Source organism: Xanthomonas sp. GW (assembly GCF_014236815.1).
GTDB lineage: Bacteria > Pseudomonadota > Gammaproteobacteria > Xanthomonadales > Xanthomonadaceae > Xanthomonas_A.
Genome location: NZ_CP051189.1, coordinates 1664241 through 1681171 on the forward strand (window position 1 = coordinate 1664241; position 16931 = coordinate 1681171).

Below are 16931 nucleotides of genomic sequence, written 5' to 3' on the forward strand. Positions count from 1 at the left end.
TGTAGAGGGGCTTCAGCCCCGACGCGCTACCGGTAAGGCGTCGGGGCTGAAACCCCTCCTACAGAGAAGCGGCAGGTTGGTGATTTTTTCAGCAGGTCGCTTGGCGGTGGCTGCGAGCGGTCAGCATCACCGAATCCCCGCTTTTCCACAGCCGAATGGCTGGTTATCCCCAATCCCCAATCCCGGCTCTCAACCCAGCCAGCGCTCAATGCCCTTGCGGTCGCGCGCCTGCAGCAGCTTGGCGCCGCGCAGGCGTAGCGCCTGCAGGTCGGTGTCGCGGATCACCCGGCGCACTTCCAGCATCGTCGCCGGGTGCAGGCTGAACTCGCGCAGGCCCAGCGCCAGCAGGATCGGCGTCAGTGCCGGGTCGCCGGCGATCTCGCCGCACACCGCCACCGGCTTGGAGTGGGCCTGGCCGGTGGCGATGACCTGCGCGATCAGGCGCAGCACCGCCGGGTGCAGCGGCGAATACAGCTCGCCCAGCGCTTCGTTGTTGCGATCGGCGGCGAGCAGGTACTGCACCAGGTCGTTGGTGCCGATCGACAGGAAGTCGATGGCGTCGATGAAGGTATCCAGCGCGATCGCCGCGGCCGGCACCTCGATCATCGCGCCGATCTGCACCTGTTCGGCGATGGCGTGGCCCTCGCGGCGCAGTTGCGCGGCGATGCGCTTGAGATGCCGGCGCATCGCCATGATCTCCTCGCGCGCGCTGATCATCGGCAGCAGCACGCGCACCGGGCCGTAGCCGGAAGCGCGCAGGATCGCGCGCAGTTGCGTGTCCGAGACCTTCGGCCGGGCCAGTGACAGGCGCACGCCGCGCAGGCCCAGCGCCGGGTTCTGCTCGTTGCTCATGGTCAGGCCGGTGCGATCGGCCTTGTCCGCGCCCAGGTCCAGGGTGCGGATGGTCACCGGCCGCCCGCTCATGCCCAGCACCGCGTCGCGGTAGGTGCGGAACTGTTCCTCCTCGTCGGGCAGCGCATCGCGCTGCAGGAACAGGAATTCGGTGCGGTACAGACCCAGGCCGTCGGCGCCGAGCGCATGCGCGCGGGCCACGTCGTCGCGCGATTCGGCATTGGCCAGCAGCACGATATCGACCCCGTCCAGGGTGCGGCTGGGCTTGGAGCGCAGCTTGCCTAGGCCGCGTTGCAGCTTGGCCTGGTCGCGCACGCGGGTCCGGTAGTCGCGCAGGTCGTCGGGCGTGGGCTCGACGATCACCGCGCCCTGCACGCCGTCGACGATCAGCACGTCGCCGTCGTTGATCTTCTGCAGCGCATCGGCGACCCCGACCACCAGCGGCAGGTGCAGGCTGCGCGCCAGGATCGCGCTGTGCGACAACGCGCTGCCGGCGCTGGTGACGATGCCGACCACGCCCTGCGCCTGCAGTTGCGCCAGTTCCGACGGCGCCACGTTCTCGCACACCAGGATCTCGCCGGCCAGGCCGGCGCTGTCGGGCTGACGCTTCTGCAGGAACGCGTGGATGCGCCCGATCACATGATCCAGATCGTCCATGCGGCTTTTCAGGTAGGCGTCTTCCATGTCGTCGAACACGGTCGCCAGGCGGTCGCGCTGCAGGCGCAAGGCGTAGTCGGCGCTGTAGCGGCCGGTGCGGATCAGTTCGTCCAGGCCGTGCAGCAGTTCCGGGTCGTCGAGCAGCAGCGCATGCAGGTCGAGGAACTCGCCGACCTCCTTGGCCAGCGCGCCGTGCAGGCGCTGGCGCAGGCCGTGCATTTCCTCGCGCGCGGCGTTCACCGCCAGGTGCAGGCGTTCCAGTTCCTCGGGTACCTGCGCTGCGCCGATGCGTTGTTCGGCCACGTCCAGCGCATGCGGCAGGCGCACGCGCGCGCGGCCCAGCGCGTTGCCGCGCGAGGCGCCATGGCCGGCGATGCGCAGGCTCACCGCGCGCACCCGCGTCGGCGCGGCGGCGTGGTCGCGAACGGCGGCCGGCGCCGCATGCTCAGCTGTCCTCGTCGAAGCGCCGCTCGAACAGGCCGACCACGGCCTCCAGCGCATCGGCTTCGTCGGCGCCGTCCACCCGCACCGTCACCGGCGTGCCCTGCGCGGCGGCCAGCAGCATCACGCCCATGATGCTCTTGGCGTTGACCTCGCGGCCCTTGGCGGCCAGCGTGGCGTTGCACCGGAACGAGGACAGCGTCTGCACCAGCTTGGCGGTCGCGCGCGCATGCAGGCCCAGTCGGTTGGATACGATGAGTTCGCGTTCAAGCATCGTCGATCACCACTCCATTGCGCGAGCCAGCGGCCGCGGTCGCGGGCAACTGGTCCAGCCCCTGTTCGGGGTAATTCATGATCCGCAGCAGCATCGGCAGGCTCAGCGCCGAGACGCGCCGCACCGGCGTGCCGAGGCGGGCGAGTTTCGTCGCCAGGTTGCTCGGGCTGGCGCCATACAGATCGGTGACGACCAGCACGCCGTCGCCGTCGTCGACCCGCCGCAACGCCGCCGATGCCTGCGGCAGCAGCGCATCCAGATCGGCATCGAGCGGGACTTCGAACGCTTCGGTCTTCAGCGGCAACTGCCGCAACAATCCGGTGGCCACGCTCAGCAGCGACGCGCCCACACCGGGATGAGTAATCAGGAGAATGCCACAGGCCATGGGAGAACGTTAACAGGTCGGGCAGGGCGCAGGGAATGGTTGGAAGGCCGGGATTCGGGATTGGGGATTGGGGATTCGCAAGAGCCAGAGCTGCTCCCCGCTTTTGCCAATCCCTAATCCCCAATCCCGAATCCCGGCCTCTCAGTCCTGCTCGCGATGGAACGTCGCCACTTCCGGCCAGCCCTGCTCGCGCGCGTGGCGGGCCAGGCGTTCGGCCAGGTACACCGAGCGGTGCTTGCCGCCGGTGCAGCCGAAGGCGATGGTGACGTAGCTGCGGGTGTCGTTGCGCAGCCGTGGCAGCCAGGTGTCGAGGAAGCCGACGATCTGCGCGGTGTATTGCTGCACGTCCGGCTGCGCGTCCAGGTAGTCGCGCACGCCGCTGTCGCGGCCGGTCAGCGGCCGCAGTTCCGGATCCCAGTGCGGATTGGGCAGCACCCGCGCGTCGAACACGAAGTCGGCCTCGGCCGGCACCCCGCGCCTGTAGGCAAAGGACTCGAACAGCAGCGACAGGCTGTTTTCGTTGGTCAGCGCGAACTCGGTGGTCACCCGCCGGCGCAGTTGGTGCACGTTGAGCGTGCTGGTGTCGATCACCGCGTCGGCCTCGCGGCGCAGCGGCTCGGTGAGCGCGCGTTCGCGCTCGATCGCCTCGGGCAGCGACAGGCCCAGGTGCGACAGCGGATGCCGGCGGCGGGTGTCGGCGTAGCGCTTGATCAGCGCTTCGTCGGTGGCGTCGAAGAACAGCAGCCGCGCGTCCAAGCCGAACTGCGCCACCGCCTCGCGCCAGCGCGACAGCTGCGCCAGGTCGCTGTGGCGGCTGCGCACATCGATGCCCACCGCCAGCTTGCCGGGGCCGACGTCGTCGCGCACCAGGCTTTTGACGAAGGCCGGCAGCAGTTCCACCGGCAGGTTGTCGACGCAGTAGTAGTCCAGGTCCTCGAAGGTCTTCAGCGCCACCGATTTGCCGGAGCCGGACAGGCCGCTGACGATCACCAGGGTGGAGGTGTTCGCCACCGCGTTCATGGCGTGCGCCGTTCGAGCAGGTTGCTGTGGCGGGCGATGAACATCGCCGCCGGGTCGATACCCTTAGTGCGCAGGATGTGCAGGCGCGTGGCGGCCTCGGTCAGCACCGCCAGATTGCGCCCGGGCATCACCGGCAGGGTGATCAGCGGCACGTCCAGGTCGAGCACGTGGCGGGTGCCGGAATCGCCGGTCAGGCGCTCGTAGCCATGCGGGGTCGGTTCGGTCATGGGCCGGGTCAGGTGCACGATCAGGCGAAGATACTTGTTCTTCTTTACAGCGGTGTCGCCGAACATGTCACGCACGTTGAGCACGCCCAGGCCGCGCACTTCCAGCAGGTCCTGCAGCAGTTCCGGGCAGGTGCCGTCGAGCACGTCGGGGGCGATCTGGGTGAACTCGGGGGCGTCGTCGGCGACCAGCCGATGGCCGCGGCTGAGCAGTTCCAGCGCCAGCTCGCTCTTGCCGGAGCCGGCCTCGCCGGTGATCAGCACGCCGATCGAGTAGATCTCCATGAACACCCCGTGCAGGATCACCCGCGGCGCCAGCGTGCGTGCCAGGTGATAGGAGAGGTGGTTGAGCAGCTCGTGGCCGCGCTTGGGCGAGCCCCACAGCGGCGTGTCGGATTCGTCGGCGGCCGCGCGCAGGTCTTCCGGGCACGACTGGTTCTTGGTGATCACCAGCGCCAGCGGCCGCACCTGCACGATCTTCTCGATGGTCTCCCAGCGCTGGCGCGAATCCAGCGAATCCAGCCAGGCCAGTTCCTCGGTGCCGAGGATCTGCACCTTGTTCGGGTAGATCGTATTGAGATAGCCGGCCAGCGATGGGCGCCGCGACACCGCGTTGCCGGCTTCCAGCTCGCGGTGTTCGCCCTTGTGCCCGCCCAGCCAGCGCAGGTTGAGCCGATCGCGTTGCTGGTCGAACAGTTCGCGGGCGGTGATGCTGGTGTTCATGCTCATGCGGCGCTGGCCTGGGGGGCGCCGCCGAGCAGGTCGTGCAGCGCGGCAGCGTCGGGGGCGCGGCGCAGGGCCTCGCGGAAGCCGTCGTCGGAGAACTGTTCGGCCAGTTCCGACAACAGCATCAGGTGTTGGTGGGTGTAGTGCGCCGGCACGGCCATCGCGAAGATCAGATCGACCTGCGTGCCGTTGCCGTCGAAGTCGATTGGCTGGTCCAGCCGCAACAAGGCGCCACGCGGTGCGTCGAGATGCGGGGCGCGGCCATGCGGGATGGCGATGCCATGGCCGATGGCGGTGCTGCCGAGCTGTTCGCGCTCGCGCAGGCTGGCGAAGAGTTCGTCGAAGCCGGCTTGCGGACAGGCCAGCAGGCTGGCAGCCGTACGCAGCAGGGTGTCGCGATCGGCGGCCGGCAGCACCTGGGTGCGGACGGCCGCCATAAGATCGGTCAAGGGCATGGCAGGAGCAACGTGTGCGGGATCACACGATATTGTCGCGCACCTCGGCGGCGTGGTGGTCCTGTTTCTTTTCCTTGTGCTTGATGATCAGCCGGTCGAGCTTGTCGGCGAGCAGGTCGATCGCCGCGTACATGGTCTGCGCGCTGGCATCGGCGTGCAGGGTGCGGCCGGGAACGTTGACGGTGGCCTCGACGTGGTGGTCGGGCTTGCGCAGCGCCAGCTGGGCGCGGACCTCGATGGTTTCCTCGTAATGCCGCTTCAGCCGCTGCAGCTTGGTCTCCACGTACTCGCGCAAGGCGGGGGTGACTTCGATCTGCTGGCCGTAGGTCTCGATACGCATCGGATACTCCTTGGTTCGGGATTCACCTTATGAACCATTGCCGCCTGCCGCCGATGCATCAACCGATGCGAACGCGTTCGTGGGAAGCGGAAATGTTCATGGCCTCACGATACTTCGCAACCGTGCGCCGCGCTACAGGCACGCCGGCGGCTTTCAGCAGGTCGGCCAGCTTGGCGTCAGAAAGCGGCTTGCGCGGGTTCTCGGCCTCGATCAGGCGCCGGATCATCGCCTGAATGGCGGTGCTGGAGGCTTCGCCGCCGCTGTCGGTGTCGATGCCCGAGGCGAAGAAGGCGCGCAGCGGGATGGTGCCGCGCGGGGTGCGCACGTACTTGCGGGCGATGGCGCGGGAGATGGTGCTCTCGTGCAGGCCCAGTTCGCCGGCGATCTCGCGTAGGGTCAGCGGGCGCAGCGCCTGTTCGCCGAATTCGAGGAAGCCGGCCTGCTGGCGCAGCAGGCAGCGGGTCACCTTGAGCAGGGTCTCGCCGCGCGCCTCCAGGCTCTTCAGCAGCCAGCGCGCCTCCTGCAGCTGGCCGCGCAGGTAGCCGGCATCGCTTTCGCCGCACTGGCGGATCAGCTGTTCGTAGCCGCGGTGAATGGTGACCTTGGGCCGCGCGTGCCCGGCCAGCGCCGCGTGCCAGACGCCGCGCTGGCGCCAGATCACGCAGTCCGGCAACACGTAGGTGTCGGCGCTGAGTTCGCCGACCTGCTTGCCCGGGCGCGGGTCCAGCGAGCGCAGCAGAGTGACCGCAATCTCCACCGCCGAGGCCGGGCGCTTGAGTTCGTGGGCGATGCCGGCGATGCCGCTGCGCGGCAGCTTCTCCAGCGGGCCATTGGCAATCGTGCGCGCCAGCTCCAGCCCGGGCGTGTCCGCGGGCAGTACGTCCAACTGCAGGTTCAGGCATTCGCCGAGCGTGCGCGCGGCGATGCCGACCGGGTCGAAGCGCTGGATCTGGTGCAGCACGGTGAGGATTTCCTCCTCTTCGGCGACGATGTCCGGCTGCAAGGTCTCGGCGATCGTGGCCAGCGGTTCGCGCAGGTAGCCGTCGTCGTCGAGCGCGTCGATCAGCGCCGCGCCGATGCTGCGGTCGCGCGGCGACAGGTGCGACAGGTGCAACTGCCACAGCAGGTGATCGATCAGCGTATCGGGTTCGGCGACGCGCTCGGCGGCGCTGCCCATGTCGTCGTCGTCGTCGAAGGAGCCGCCGCTGCCGCTGCTCCAGGCCGGCTCGGCATCGGACCAGTCGTCGCCGTCGTGCTGCGGCACGTTGTCCAGCGTATCGCCGGCCGGCGGCGCGACCTCGGCCTCGCCTTCGGCGCGGCCGGCACCGGCCACATCGAGCGTGGGTGCGGCGTCTTCGGTCCATTCCAGCAGCGGATTGCTCTCCACCGCCTCGGCGATCTCCACTTCCAGCTCGGCGCTGGACATCTGCAACAGCTTGATCGCCTGCCGCAACTGCGGCGTCATGACCAGATGCTGTCCCAGCGATGTCTGCAGCCGTGCTTTCATGCCTGTGCCGAACGGGAAGGGGCGTGGCGCAACGCCCGCGCGGTCAGAGCCTGAAGGTTTCCCCGAGGTAGACGCGGCGGACTTCGCTATTGGCCAGCAGCGCTTCCGGCACCCCCTGCGCCAACACGCTGCCTTCGTTGAGGATATACGCCCGGTCGCAGATTCCCAAGGTTTCGCGCACGTTGTGGTCGGTGATGAGCACGCCGATGCCGCGTTGCTTGAGGTGGGTGACGATGCGCTGGATTTCGCCGACCGAGATCGGATCGACGCCGGCGAAGGGTTCGTCGAGCAGCATCATCCGCGGCTTGGCGGCCAGCGCGCGGGCGATCTCGCAGCGGCGGCGCTCGCCGCCGGATAGGCTGGCGCCGAGTTGCTCGGCGACGTGGCCGATCTGCAGTTCGTCCAGCAGCGAGGACAGTTCGCGCTCGCGGCCGGCGTCGTCCAGGTCTTCGCGCAGTTCCAGCACCAGGCGGATGTTGTCGGCCACGCTGAGCTTGCGGAACACCGACGGCTCCTGCGGCAGGTAGCCCACGCCGAGCTTGGCGCGCTTGTACATCGGCAGCGCGGTGATGTCGTTGCCGTCGAGCACGATGCGCCCGGCGTCGGCCTCGACCAGGCCGACGATCATGTAGAAGCAGGTGGTCTTGCCGGCGCCGTTGGGGCCGAGCAGGCCGACCACTTCGCCCGCCTCCAGGGTCAGCGCGAACTCGCGCACGACCTCGCGCTGCTTGTAGCGCTTGCGCAGGCCTTCGGCGAGCAGCATCACTGGCCTCCTTGCTTGGCCGGTGTGGTGGGCTTGGCCGGCGTCGCGGCGGGCTTGGCGGCCGGCTTGGCGCCAGCGGCAGGGGCGCCGGCCGGCGCCGGGTTCTTCGGCTGGATCACCGTGTGCACGCGGGTGCCGTCGCCGCCGCCCTGCATGTCGCCGGTCTTGGTGTTGTAGACCATGCGCTGGCCGGCATTGGTGCCCTTGGGCGAGGTCATGCGGTAGTTGCCGGTCAACACCACGGTGTCGGTGCCGACCTTGTAGTCGATGTTGTCGGCCACGGCATCCATGGGCGAGCCGTCGTCCAGTTCCTGCTTCAGCGTGGCCTGCTTGCCGGTCAGCACGACGCGGTCGATGTCGCCGTCCTTGCGGAATACGTCGGCAGTACTGGCATGGATCTCCAGTGTGCCCTGGACGATGACGACGTTGCCCGTGTAACGGATCTTGCCGTTGTCGTCGAGCATGTTGCCGCTCTGGTCATTGGATTCGATCGTCATCGGCTGATTGCGATCGGTCGACTTGGCCATCGCCAGTGCGGGCAGCAGCAGGGCGAGCAGCGCGAGCTTAGCGGGCAGCGTTCGGTTCATAGCGGGTCTTGACCTGTGAAAGGAGCTTGTACTGCCGGGACTTCAAGTCGACCTCGAAGCCGACGCCGGACTGCATCATACCGGGCCGGGTCATGGTGACCGGTTCGGCGGTGCGCGCGGTGCTGGTCTGCGGGAAGACGTCCAGGCTCTGGGTGCGGAAAGTGGTGGGCGGGATGCTGGGCACCTTGGGGCTGTCGCCGGCGACGTCGCCGCGCAGGCGCAGTTCGTTGCCGTCGGCGCTGACCCAGCCGGTCTTGCTGCGCATTTCCCAGTGCTGGCCATTGGCGTCCGGCAGCAGGAACAGCGGGGTTTCGATCGCCATGGTCTGGTCGGCGCGGCTGCGTTCCATCTGCGGCGCGCGCAGGGTCATCGACTCCTTGCCCTGCTTGTCCAGCGCGACGATCTGGAAATCGTGCGCGATGTAGTCCGAGCGGGCCTCGGCGTCGGTCGTCGGCGCCCGCTTGCTGCGCTGCTGCCAGGCCGACCAGCCGCTGACCAGGGCCGCGACCAGCAACAGGCCGCCGAGAACGGTGCGCCAGTTCATGCGCCATGCTCCTGCAGCAGCGAGGGGACGTGGCCTTGCGCGGCCAGCAGCACGTCGCACAGCTCGCGCGCGGCGCCTTCGCCGCCACGGGCGCGGGTCAGCCAGTGCACGTGCTCGGCGGTCCACGGATGCGCATTGGCCGGGGCCACCGCCAGGCCGACCACGCGCAACGGCGCCAGATCCGGCAGGTCGTCGCCCATGAAGCACACCTGGTCCAGGCTCAGCCCGCGCTCGTCGCACAGCGCCTGCACCCCGGCGCGCTTGTCCTTGACCCCGATCTGCACCAGCAGGCCCAGTTCCTGGCCGCGCTTCTCCGCGGCCAGGCTGGGCCGCGCGGTGATCAGCGCCACCTCGATGCCGTGCCGGCGCAGCTGCACCAGGCCCTGGCCGTCGAGCACGTTGAACGCCTTGCTCTCGTTGCCGTCGCGGTCGTAGTACAGGCGGCCGTCGGTCAGCGTGCCGTCCACGTCGAAGCACGCCAGGCGGATGCGGGCGGCACGGTCGATCAGGTCGGCGGGAAGGTCGGCCAGCGGGGAATAGGGCATGGTTCGCTATATCGGGGCGGGGAGGCCGGCTTTCCAGCAGGCCAGGGCCAGCGGCGCAGGGCGCCGGCAGGCGGTGAACAAGTTCAGGCTGTTAAACCACTCTGGCGCGCAACAGGTCGTGAATGTTGAGCGCGCCGACCGCGCGGCCGTCGCCGTCGACCACGATCAAGCCGTTGATCTTGTGGGTTTCCATCAGCCGTGCGGCCTCGGCGGCGAGCTGGTCGGCGCCGATCGTGCGCGGCTGCCGGGTCATCACGTCGGCGATGCGGGTCTGGCGCACGTCCAGCGCGCTGTCCAGGGTGCGGCGCAGGTCGCCGTCGGTGAACAGGCCGAGCAGGCGCCCGTCGCCATCGACCACCGCGGTCATGCCCAGGCGCTTGCGGCTCATCTCCACCAGCGCCTCGCTGAGGCTGGCGTCTTCGCGCACCCGCGGCAGTTCGTCGCCGCCGTGCATCACGTCGGTGATGTGCAGCAGCAGGCGCCGGCCGAGGCTGCCGGCCGGGTGCGAGCGGGCGAAGTCGTCGGCGGTGAAGCCGCGCGCGTCCAGCAGCGCCACCGCCAGCGCATCGCCCAGCGCCAGCGAGGCGGTGGTGCTGGAGGTCGGCGCCAGGTCCAGCGGGCAGGCCTCGGCCGGCACGCTGACGTCCAGGTGCAGGTCGGCCTCGCGGGCCAGCGTGGACTGGGCGCGGCCGGTCATCGCGATCACCGCATTGCCCTGGCGCTTGAGCACCGGCAGCAGCATCAGGATCTCGTCGGACTCGCCGGAATAGGACAGCGCCAGGACCACGTCGGCATCGGTGATCATGCCCAGGTCGCCGTGCCCGGCCTCGCCCGGATGCACGTAGAACGCGGGGGTGCCGGTGGAGGCGAGGGTGGCGGCGATCTTGCGCGCCACGTGCCCTGACTTGCCCATGCCGGTGGCGACCACGCGCCCACGCGAGGCCAGGATCAGCCGGCAGGCGGCGGCGAATTCAGCGCCGATGCGCGCGCCGACCGCGCCCAGCGCGGCCTGCTCGATCTCGACCACGCGGCGGCCGCTGGCGACCAGGCTGGCGTCGTCGATCGCGTCGGGGGACAGGGGCGATACAGCCATGCGGATGCCGGTCGGAGGGTAGAATGGCCGATCATTTTATTAGGAAAGCCCGTTGGACGCCGAAACCATCCGTAAACTGATCGAGGCCGGCCTGCCCGGCGCGCGCGTGCAGGTGCAGGGCGACGACGGCGTGCACTTCGAGGCCACCGTGGTCAGCGAAGATTTCGCCGGCAAGCTGCCGCTGGCCCGCCACCGCATGGTGTACGCGACGCTGGGCGAGCTGATGGGCGGGGCGATCCATGCGCTGGCGCTGACCACGCTGACCCCCGAGCAGGCCGGCTGAGCAGGCTGGCTGAGCAGCGTCCACGCGTTCCTTTCCGTTTCCTCTTTTCGAATCCCCCGAGACCCATGGCCAAAATCGTAGTGACCGGCGGCAATGCGCTGCACGGTGAAGTGAACATTTCCGGCGCAAAGAACGCGGTGCTGCCGATCCTGTGCGCGACCCTGCTGGCCGATGCGCCGGTGGAGATCACTAACGTGCCGCAGCTGCACGACGTGATCACCACGGTGAAGCTGCTCGGCGAACTGGGCGCCGAAGTCACCATCGACGAAGGCACCCTGGCGCGCGGCAGCGCGATCACCGTCGATCCGCGCAAGGTCGATCAGCACGTCGCGCCGTACGAGCTTGTGCGTACCATGCGCGCCTCGATCCTGGTGCTGGGGCCGCTGCTGGCCAAGTTCGGCGCGGCCGAAGTGTCGCTGCCCGGCGGCTGCGCGATCGGCTCGCGGCCGGTGGACCAGCACATCAAGGGCCTGCAGGCGTTGGGCGCGGAGATCAGCGTCGAGAACGGCTACATCAAGGCCACCAGCAATGGGCGGCTGAAGGGCGGCCGCTACGTGTTCGACATGGTCAGCGTCACCGGCACCGAGAACGTGCTGATGGCCGCGACCCTGGCCGACGGCACCACGGTGCTGGAGAACGCGGCGATGGAGCCCGAGGTCACCGACCTGGCCGACTGCCTGATCGCGCTCGGCGCGCAGATCGAAGGCGCCGGAACCTCGCGCATCGTGGTGCACGGCGTGGAACGCCTGTCCGGCGGCCGCCACGCGGTGCTGCCCGACCGCATCGAGACCGGCACCTTCCTGGTCGCCGCGGCGATGACCGGCGGCAGCGTCACCGTGCGCCGCGCGCGCGCCGACACGCTCGACGCGGTGCTCGACAAGCTGAGCGAGGCCGGCGCCACCATCGAGACCGGCCCGGACTGGATCCGCCTGGACATGCACGGCAAGCGCCCGCGCGCGGTCAGCTTGACCACCGCGCCGTACCCGGCGTTCCCGACCGACATGCAGGCGCAATTCATGGCGCTCAACTGCGTGGCCGACGGCGTCGGCGTGATCAACGAGACGATCTTCGAAAACCGCTTCATGCACGTCAACGAACTGCTGCGCCTGGGCGCGGACATCCAGGTCGAAGGCCATACCGCGATCGTGCGCGGCAACGAGCGTCTCAGCGGCGCGCCGGTGATGGCCACCGACCTGCGCGCCTCGGCCTCGCTGATCCTGGCCGGGCTGGTCGCCGACGGCGACACCACCATCGACCGCATCTACCACCTGGACCGTGGCTACGAGAACATCGAGGAGAAGCTGGGGGCGCTGGGCGCGTCCATCCGGCGCATCGCATGATCCTCAAAGGCCGCTTTACCCGCCGGCGCAAGGTGCTGCTGGCGGTGGTGATCCTGGTGCTGGCTTGGGTGGGCTACGCCTGGTATGCCGGCATCGCCATCACCCAGGGCATCGAACAGCGCGACATGGACTGGAACGGCGACGGCCAGGTCAGCCGCAGCGAGATCGCGCAGGCGTTCTACGCGATCGGCGTGACCCGCACCCAGGACGGCCCGCGCCAGTGCAGCACCTTCTACTGGCGCAACAGCGGCGCGCAGATCCGCGTGGACTGCCGCACCACGTTCGCGCCGGCCGCCGACGCCAAGAAGCCAGCCGCCGACGCGAAGAAGTAAGTCGGCGGGCGCGCAGGCGCCGTCTGGTCTGCCCAGCTGCGCAGGCAGGCGCCCGTCGGCGTCCACTGCGCGCGGTGCCTGGTGGCGCGAGGCTTACAGGGGCTTCGCTGCGAATGGCTGCAGCGAAGCGTGCCGCTAGCGAGCGGACAACAAAAAAGGGCGGACCGACCGGTCCGCCCTTTTTGTGGTAGCGTCTCCGCGAAATGCGGCTGCCGCGTGCGTTACCGAACGATCAGTGCAGCGTCTTGATGGTCAGGTCCAGCGCGTCCTGGCCGTTCTCGCGCTGCAGGATGCGCACCGGCACCGGCATGTCCGGCACGATCCAGGCGATGATTTCCTTGGAGCCGTCGCTGCGGCTGACCTTGGTCGCCTGTTCGGTCTTGCCGTTGACGGTGATCGCTTCCTTGCCGGCCACCTTGTAGGTCATCGGCTTGGCGCGGCCCTCGTCGACCATGCGGTAGCTGGGGGTCTTGCCGGCGTTGACGTCGCGCGCGATCGCCAGGTTGATCAGCAGCGCGTCCATGTCGCCGGGCTGCAGCTTCACCGGGCCGCGGCGGTCGGGCTTGACGTCGCCGGCCCAGGTCGCCTGCGCGGTGCTCCAGTCGTAGTTGGCGGTCACCGCCTTCTTCTTGATCAGGAACAGCGAGCGGTCGTCGCTGCTGAGCGGACGCAGCTGCCCGCCCTTTTCCTCGAATACGGTGCTCTGGCTCAGGTCGGCGACCTGGTTCTTGATCGACAGGCTGTAGCGCCAGCGATTGTTGCCTTCGCTGGCCAGGGTCATCAAGCCGTTGGCCTGCATGCCCATGTAGCTGGCCTGGTAGTCCGCCTTGAACGGCTCCAGCGCCAGGGCGGGCAGGCTGGCCAGCGCCAGCAGGGCGGCGGCGACGGCGGACAGCGGGCGGGCGATGCGTGTCATGGTCAGACTCCTTGGTATTCGGTCAGGCGCAGGTCGATGCGGTCTTCGCCGTCTTCGCGCTGCAGGATGCGCACCGGCGTCGGCACGCCGTTGGCGATCCACAGAATGGTCTCATTCTTGCCGCCGTTGGTGCGCGACACGCGCAGCGCGTCGTAGCTGATGTCGCCGACCTGCACCGTCTCGGTCTGCTCGGCGGCGTGGTAGATGTGTTCGCGGACGCGGCCGACATCGACGAAGCGGTAGGTCATGGTCTTGCCCGGCTGCGCGTCGCGCATGATCGACAGGTTGATCAGCAGCGCGCTCTGGTCGCCGGGCTGCAGCGGGATCGGCTGCTGCCGGTCCTTCTTCAGGTCGCCGTCCCAGCGCGCCACGCCCTTGCTCCAGTCGTAGACGCCGGTGACCTTCTTGCCGAAGAACATCGCCTTCTTCACCGTGCTCTGGCTCTGCGGCACGTAGCGCCCGTCCTGGGTGCGGAACACCGTGCTCTGCTCGATGTTCAGGCCGAGGATGCTGGCGAAGCCGCTGCGGCCCTGCACGCCCAGATCCACGCGCCATTCGTCGCCGTTGCCGTGGCTGACTTCCATGCGCGCATCGCCGGCCTGCTTGCCCTTGTACAGCGCCTGATAGGTGGCCACGAACGGTTGCAACGGCGGCGCCGTCCACGGCGCGGCCTGCAGCCCGGGGGCGGCGGGTGCGGGAGCGGGAGCGGCAGGCGCAGTTGGCGCTTGCGCGGGAGGCGTCGGCGCGGCCGTCTGCGGCGGGGGCGCCTGCGCCAGCACGCCGACGGCCGGCGCCAGCAGGCCGAGGCAGGCCACGGCTAGAACAGCGAACTGACGCGGAAGGGGCTTCATGGGATCGGCTGCAAGGGAAGGGGGTTGGGGCACGGATGCGCCGCAGCGGGATTAAAGAAGCTGCGGCGTATTCAGGGAATCAGCATGCCCTGGCAATCTAGGCGCAGCGGACTAAACCGGCACTGACCGTCGAGCCAGACGCTGCCATCCCGTTCAGCCAGGCGTCCGGCCGCGGCCAATTGCAGCACCGCGCACAGCAACTGGTGCTCGCGTGGCAGCAGGCGTTGCGCCAGGTCCTCCGCGCGGTCGCCGGCCTGCACCGGCACCCGCGCCTGCGCGATCACCGCGCCGGCGTCCAGTTCCGGCACCACGAAGTGCACGCTGGCGCCGTGTTCGGTGTCGCCGGCCGCCAGCGCCAGCGCATGCGTGTGCAGACCGCGGTACTTGGGCAGCAGCGAGGGGTGGATGTTGAGCAGGCGGCCGGCGAAGCGCTGCACGAAGCCGGTGCCGAGGATGCGCATGTAGCCGGCGCAGACGATCCAGTCCGGCTGCACGGCGGCGACCGCATCGCCCAGCGCCTGGTCGAACGCGGCGCGGTCGGGGAAGCCGCTCGGCGCCGCCGACCAGCGCTGCGCCGGCGCCACCTTGGCCAGCGCTGGCGCCTGCGTACGGTCGCTGAACACCCCGACCACCTGCGCGTCCAGCGCGCCGGTGGCGATCGCATCGAGCAGCGCCTGCAGGTTGGAGCCGCGGCCGGAGACCAGCACCGCCAGGCGGATCGTCATCGGCGCGGATCCCGGAACAGCGCGGCGCAGGCCGGGCGCTGCAGCGCCAACAGGGTCCACACCCCCAGCGCGGTGCCCAGCGGGAAACCGAAACAGCCCAGCGTCGCGGCGGCCTTGCACAGCGTCAGCTGGCGCCGCCGGCGCAGCGCCAACGCGGCGGCCACGTTCGCCAGCAGCATCACCAGCCCCAGCGCCAGCAGCACCGAGAACATGACGATCACCGCCTGGCCGTTGCTCGCGTCGTGGGCGCTCTGCCCGGCCGCGGTCTTGGCCGCTTCGTAGTGGATGCCGAAGGCCAGGAAGCCGCCCAGCAACAGCAGCGACAGGCCTTGCAGCCACGCCATCACCGCGTACAGGGTCGCCAGGGTGCGGACATCCGATTCGGCGCGCACGGACGCCATCCGATCCAGGTCCGGGGTGGGCAGGGGCGGGGGCAGCGACATCGTGCGGTCTCTAGCGCGGCGAGGGGACGCGCGCCTCAACACATGCGCACATTGCCGGATGGGCCTGCGTCGGCACGGTCACGGCGCGGTTTTGGCGAACAGCGGCTTGACCGATGGCCGCAGCAGCACCAGCAGGCTGAAAACGCCCAGCGCTGTGCCGAACGGCATCATCGCGCAGGACACACCGGCGACGATGAGGCAATAGGTGTAGCGGCGGCGCGTGCCGAGGCAGCGCCCCGCGTAGACCATTGCCGCGGCCAGGGCGAGTCCGCCCACGATCATCAAGCCGGCGATGACCACGAACGTCCAGGCGAACAGGGGCACCTGCGCCGCGCTGAGACCATTGACGGGCAAGCGACCGTTGAGCATCGCCAGGCCGATGCAGAGATGCAACACCGGAATAAGCGCGAAGACGCCGGTCAGCCCACCGACCACGTAGTGACCGATGCCGAGCATCCGCAGATGTTCGGCGTCCTGCGCGGAGGGCGTGGCCTCAGCCGATATGGACACGCGTGTCCCCGCCGGCCGCCACCACCGCGCCGATCTGCCAATGCGCCAGGCCCAGCGTGTCCAGGCTGCGCTCCAGCGCGGCGACCTGGTCGGGTGCGGCCACCAGCACGAAGCCGATGCCGCAGTTGAAGGTGCGCCACATCTCGCTGTCGGCGACCGCGCCTTCGCGCTGCAGCCACTCGAACACCGGCGGCAGGCTCCAGGCGCTGGCGCGGATGTCCAGGCCCAGGCCGTCGGGGATCACGCGGATGATGTTCTCGGTCAGGCCGCCGCCGGTGATGTGCGCCATCGCGTGGATGCCGTCGGCGTGCGCGCCGCGCAGCAGCGACAGGATCGGCTTGACGTACAGCGCGGTCGGCGCCATCAGCGCGTCGGCCAGGGTGGTGCCGCCGAGCTGCAGTTCGGCCGGGCGCCCGGCGCGGTCGTAGATGCGGCGGACCAGCGAATAGCCGTTGGAGTGCGGGCCGGAGGAGGCGATGCCGATCAGCACGTCGCCCTGGCGCACCTTGGCGCCGTCGAGCAGCTGCGACTTCTCCACCGCGCCGACGGTGAAGCCGGCCAGGTCGTACTCGCCCGGCGGGTACATGTCGGGCATTTCCGCGGTCTCGCCGCCGATCAGCGCGCAGCCGGCCAGTTCGCAGCCGCGGGCGATGCCACCGACCACCGCCACCGTGGTCTCCACGTCGAGCTTGCCGGTGGCGAAGTAGTCCAGGAAGAACAGCGGCTCGGCGCCCTGCACCAGCACGTCGTTGACGCACATGCCCACCAGATCGATGCCGATGCTGTCGTGCCGGCCCAGCTGTTGCGCCAGCTTCAGCTTGGTGCCGACGCCGTCGGTGCCGGACACCAGCACCGGCTCGCGGTACTTGCCGGACAGGTCGAACAGCGCGCCGAAACCGCCCAGCCCGCCCATCACCTCCGGGCGGAAACTGCGCTTGACCAAGGGTTTGATACGTTCGACGACGGCATTGCCGGCATCGATGTCGACGCCGGCGTCGCGGTAGGTCAACGGGGCGGCGGCGGGGGTCTTGGGAGTGGTCACGGGCGGTGGCGTCGGCGGAAAGACGGCGATTTTAACAGGCCGCATTGGCGCTACGCCCGCATTCGGGCAACAATTC

22 protein-coding genes are annotated in these 16931 nt (G+C 69.4%); 3 read left to right on the top strand and 19 right to left on the bottom strand.

What is annotated here, in order from left to right; genetic code table 11:
* Positions 1-189 precede the first annotated feature (189 nt).
* From ptsP to HEP73_RS06995, 13 genes are all read right to left on the bottom strand, one after another.
* Positions 190-1896, bottom strand: a complete 1707-nt coding sequence (gene ptsP / locus HEP73_RS06935; RefSeq protein WP_185822624.1) for a phosphoenolpyruvate--protein phosphotransferase — start codon at positions 1894-1896, stop codon at positions 190-192.
* A gap of 58 nt (positions 1897-1954) precedes the next feature.
* On the bottom strand, positions 1955-2224 hold the full coding sequence (locus tag HEP73_RS06940; protein ID WP_009591660.1) for an HPr family phosphocarrier protein: 270 nt from the start codon (positions 2222-2224) through the stop codon (positions 1955-1957).
* Complete coding sequence (locus HEP73_RS06945; RefSeq protein ID WP_179566242.1) at positions 2217-2609, bottom strand: PTS sugar transporter subunit IIA; 393 nt, start codon at positions 2607-2609, stop codon at positions 2217-2219. The genes HEP73_RS06940 and HEP73_RS06945 overlap by 8 nt, the downstream gene beginning before the upstream one ends.
* Before the next feature lie 141 nt (positions 2610-2750).
* Positions 2751-3629: an RNase adapter RapZ gene (gene rapZ / locus HEP73_RS06950; protein ID WP_185822625.1), complete on the bottom strand. Its 879-nt coding sequence runs from the start codon at positions 3627-3629 to the stop codon at positions 2751-2753.
* Positions 3626-4576 (bottom strand): HPr(Ser) kinase/phosphatase, encoded by a 951-nt coding sequence (hprK, locus tag HEP73_RS06955; RefSeq protein WP_185823336.1) that lies wholly within the window; start codon positions 4574-4576, stop codon positions 3626-3628. Before hprK ends, rapZ begins: the two co-directional genes overlap by 4 nt.
* Positions 4577-4578: 2 nt before the next feature.
* Positions 4579-5034: a PTS sugar transporter subunit IIA gene (locus HEP73_RS06960; protein WP_185822626.1), complete on the bottom strand. Its 456-nt coding sequence runs from the start codon at positions 5032-5034 to the stop codon at positions 4579-4581.
* A gap of 22 nt (positions 5035-5056) precedes the next feature.
* Complete coding sequence (gene hpf / locus HEP73_RS06965) at positions 5057-5374, bottom strand: ribosome hibernation-promoting factor, HPF/YfiA family (protein ID WP_003478125.1); 318 nt, start codon at positions 5372-5374, stop codon at positions 5057-5059.
* 58 nt (positions 5375-5432) lie between these two features.
* A complete protein-coding gene (locus HEP73_RS06970) occupies positions 5433-6881 on the bottom strand; it encodes an RNA polymerase factor sigma-54 (protein ID WP_185822627.1) in 1449 nt (482 codons plus the stop codon).
* 43 nt (positions 6882-6924) lie between these two features.
* Complete coding sequence (gene lptB / locus HEP73_RS06975) at positions 6925-7644, bottom strand: LPS export ABC transporter ATP-binding protein (protein WP_185815728.1); 720 nt, start codon at positions 7642-7644, stop codon at positions 6925-6927.
* Positions 7644-8231 (bottom strand): lipopolysaccharide transport periplasmic protein LptA, encoded by a 588-nt coding sequence (lptA, locus tag HEP73_RS06980; RefSeq protein WP_185822628.1) that lies wholly within the window; start codon positions 8229-8231, stop codon positions 7644-7646. Before lptA ends, lptB begins: the two co-directional genes overlap by 1 nt.
* A complete protein-coding gene (gene lptC / locus HEP73_RS06985; protein WP_185822629.1) occupies positions 8209-8775 on the bottom strand; it encodes an LPS export ABC transporter periplasmic protein LptC in 567 nt (188 codons plus the stop codon). Before lptC ends, lptA begins: the two co-directional genes overlap by 23 nt.
* Positions 8772-9320 (bottom strand): KdsC family phosphatase, encoded by a 549-nt coding sequence (locus tag HEP73_RS06990; protein ID WP_184410662.1) that lies wholly within the window; start codon positions 9318-9320, stop codon positions 8772-8774. The genes lptC and HEP73_RS06990 overlap by 4 nt, the downstream gene beginning before the upstream one ends.
* A gap of 91 nt (positions 9321-9411) precedes the next feature.
* Entirely contained in the window at positions 9412-10413 is a 1002-nt protein-coding gene (locus tag HEP73_RS06995; RefSeq protein ID WP_185822630.1) for a KpsF/GutQ family sugar-phosphate isomerase, read from the bottom strand.
* Between the two features lie 52 nt (positions 10414-10465).
* Between HEP73_RS06995 and HEP73_RS07000 the strand changes: the two genes are divergently transcribed.
* From HEP73_RS07000 to HEP73_RS07010, 3 genes are all read left to right on the top strand, one after another.
* Positions 10466-10696: a BolA family protein gene (locus tag HEP73_RS07000; protein WP_185822631.1), complete on the top strand. Its 231-nt coding sequence runs from the start codon at positions 10466-10468 to the stop codon at positions 10694-10696.
* A gap of 65 nt (positions 10697-10761) precedes the next feature.
* The gene (murA, locus tag HEP73_RS07005) at positions 10762-12036 is read left to right on the top strand and encodes a UDP-N-acetylglucosamine 1-carboxyvinyltransferase (protein ID WP_185822632.1); all 1275 of its coding nucleotides are present in this window, start codon (positions 10762-10764) and stop codon (positions 12034-12036) included.
* The gene (locus HEP73_RS07010) at positions 12033-12368 is read left to right on the top strand and encodes an EF-hand domain-containing protein (RefSeq protein ID WP_185822633.1); all 336 of its coding nucleotides are present in this window, start codon (positions 12033-12035) and stop codon (positions 12366-12368) included. The genes murA and HEP73_RS07010 overlap by 4 nt, the downstream gene beginning before the upstream one ends.
* 232 nt (positions 12369-12600) lie before the next feature.
* On the opposite strand, the gene HEP73_RS07015 is transcribed toward HEP73_RS07010, so the two are convergent.
* The 6 genes from HEP73_RS07015 to purM all read right to left on the bottom strand — a co-directional run bounded on the left by HEP73_RS07015 (position 12601) and on the right by purM (position 16822).
* Entirely contained in the window at positions 12601-13284 is a 684-nt protein-coding gene (locus HEP73_RS07015) for a DUF3108 domain-containing protein (protein ID WP_185822634.1), read from the bottom strand.
* Positions 13285-13286: 2 nt separating this feature from the next.
* Positions 13287-14135, bottom strand: a complete 849-nt coding sequence (locus HEP73_RS07020) for a DUF3108 domain-containing protein (RefSeq protein ID WP_185822635.1) — start codon at positions 14133-14135, stop codon at positions 13287-13289.
* A 71-nt stretch (positions 14136-14206) separates the two neighbouring features.
* On the bottom strand, positions 14207-14860 hold the full coding sequence (gene purN / locus HEP73_RS07025; RefSeq protein ID WP_185822636.1) for a phosphoribosylglycinamide formyltransferase: 654 nt from the start codon (positions 14858-14860) through the stop codon (positions 14207-14209).
* Positions 14857-15303: a hypothetical protein gene (locus HEP73_RS07030; RefSeq protein WP_185822637.1), complete on the bottom strand. Its 447-nt coding sequence runs from the start codon at positions 15301-15303 to the stop codon at positions 14857-14859. Before HEP73_RS07030 ends, purN begins: the two co-directional genes overlap by 4 nt.
* A gap of 78 nt (positions 15304-15381) precedes the next feature.
* Positions 15382-15759, bottom strand: a complete 378-nt coding sequence (locus HEP73_RS07035; protein WP_255423775.1) for a hypothetical protein — start codon at positions 15757-15759, stop codon at positions 15382-15384.
* 37 nt (positions 15760-15796) lie between these two features.
* Positions 15797-16822 carry a phosphoribosylformylglycinamidine cyclo-ligase gene (gene purM, locus HEP73_RS07040; RefSeq protein WP_255423776.1) on the bottom strand — a complete coding sequence of 342 codons (1026 nt, stop codon included), beginning with the start codon at positions 16820-16822 and terminating at the stop codon, positions 15797-15799.
* Between the last annotated feature and the right edge of the window lie 109 nt (positions 16823-16931).

Bases quoted from the DNA above. Each gene is read 5' to 3' on its own strand.
- lptA (WP_185822628.1), bottom strand. From the start codon at position 8,231: ATGAACCGAACGCTGCCCGCTAAGCTCGCGCTGCTCGCCCTGCTGCTG.
- HEP73_RS06940 (WP_009591660.1), bottom strand. From the start codon at position 2,224: ATGCTTGAACGCGAACTCATCGTATCCAACCGACTGGGCCTGCATGCG.
- HEP73_RS06945 (WP_179566242.1), bottom strand. From the start codon at position 2,609: ATGGCCTGTGGCATTCTCCTGATTACTCATCCCGGTGTGGGCGCGTCG.
- lptB (WP_185815728.1), bottom strand. From the start codon at position 7,644: ATGCTGCTCGCCGAAGGCCTGCGCAAGCGCTACAAGCAGCGCGAGGTC.
- HEP73_RS07010 (WP_185822633.1), top strand. From the start codon at position 12,033: ATGATCCTCAAAGGCCGCTTTACCCGCCGGCGCAAGGTGCTGCTGGCG.
- HEP73_RS06995 (WP_185822630.1), bottom strand. From the start codon at position 10,413: ATGGCTGTATCGCCCCTGTCCCCCGACGCGATCGACGACGCCAGCCTG.
- HEP73_RS07020 (WP_185822635.1), bottom strand. From the start codon at position 14,135: ATGAAGCCCCTTCCGCGTCAGTTCGCTGTTCTAGCCGTGGCCTGCCTC.
- hpf (WP_003478125.1), bottom strand. From the start codon at position 5,374: ATGCGTATCGAGACCTACGGCCAGCAGATCGAAGTCACCCCCGCCTTG.
- purN (WP_185822636.1), bottom strand. From the start codon at position 14,860: ATGACGATCCGCCTGGCGGTGCTGGTCTCCGGCCGCGGCTCCAACCTG.
- lptC (WP_185822629.1), bottom strand. From the start codon at position 8,775: ATGAACTGGCGCACCGTTCTCGGCGGCCTGTTGCTGGTCGCGGCCCTG.
- murA (WP_185822632.1), top strand. From the start codon at position 10,762: ATGGCCAAAATCGTAGTGACCGGCGGCAATGCGCTGCACGGTGAAGTG.
- HEP73_RS07035 (WP_255423775.1), bottom strand. From the start codon at position 15,759: ATGCTCGGCATCGGTCACTACGTGGTCGGTGGGCTGACCGGCGTCTTC.
- rapZ (WP_185822625.1), bottom strand. From the start codon at position 3,629: ATGAACGCGGTGGCGAACACCTCCACCCTGGTGATCGTCAGCGGCCTG.
- HEP73_RS07030 (WP_185822637.1), bottom strand. From the start codon at position 15,303: ATGTCGCTGCCCCCGCCCCTGCCCACCCCGGACCTGGATCGGATGGCG.
- HEP73_RS06970 (WP_185822627.1), bottom strand. From the start codon at position 6,881: ATGAAAGCACGGCTGCAGACATCGCTGGGACAGCATCTGGTCATGACG.
- HEP73_RS06960 (WP_185822626.1), bottom strand. From the start codon at position 5,034: ATGCCCTTGACCGATCTTATGGCGGCCGTCCGCACCCAGGTGCTGCCG.
- hprK (WP_185823336.1), bottom strand. From the start codon at position 4,576: ATGAACACCAGCATCACCGCCCGCGAACTGTTCGACCAGCAACGCGAT.
- HEP73_RS06990 (WP_184410662.1), bottom strand. From the start codon at position 9,320: ATGCCCTATTCCCCGCTGGCCGACCTTCCCGCCGACCTGATCGACCGT.
- HEP73_RS07015 (WP_185822634.1), bottom strand. From the start codon at position 13,284: ATGACACGCATCGCCCGCCCGCTGTCCGCCGTCGCCGCCGCCCTGCTG.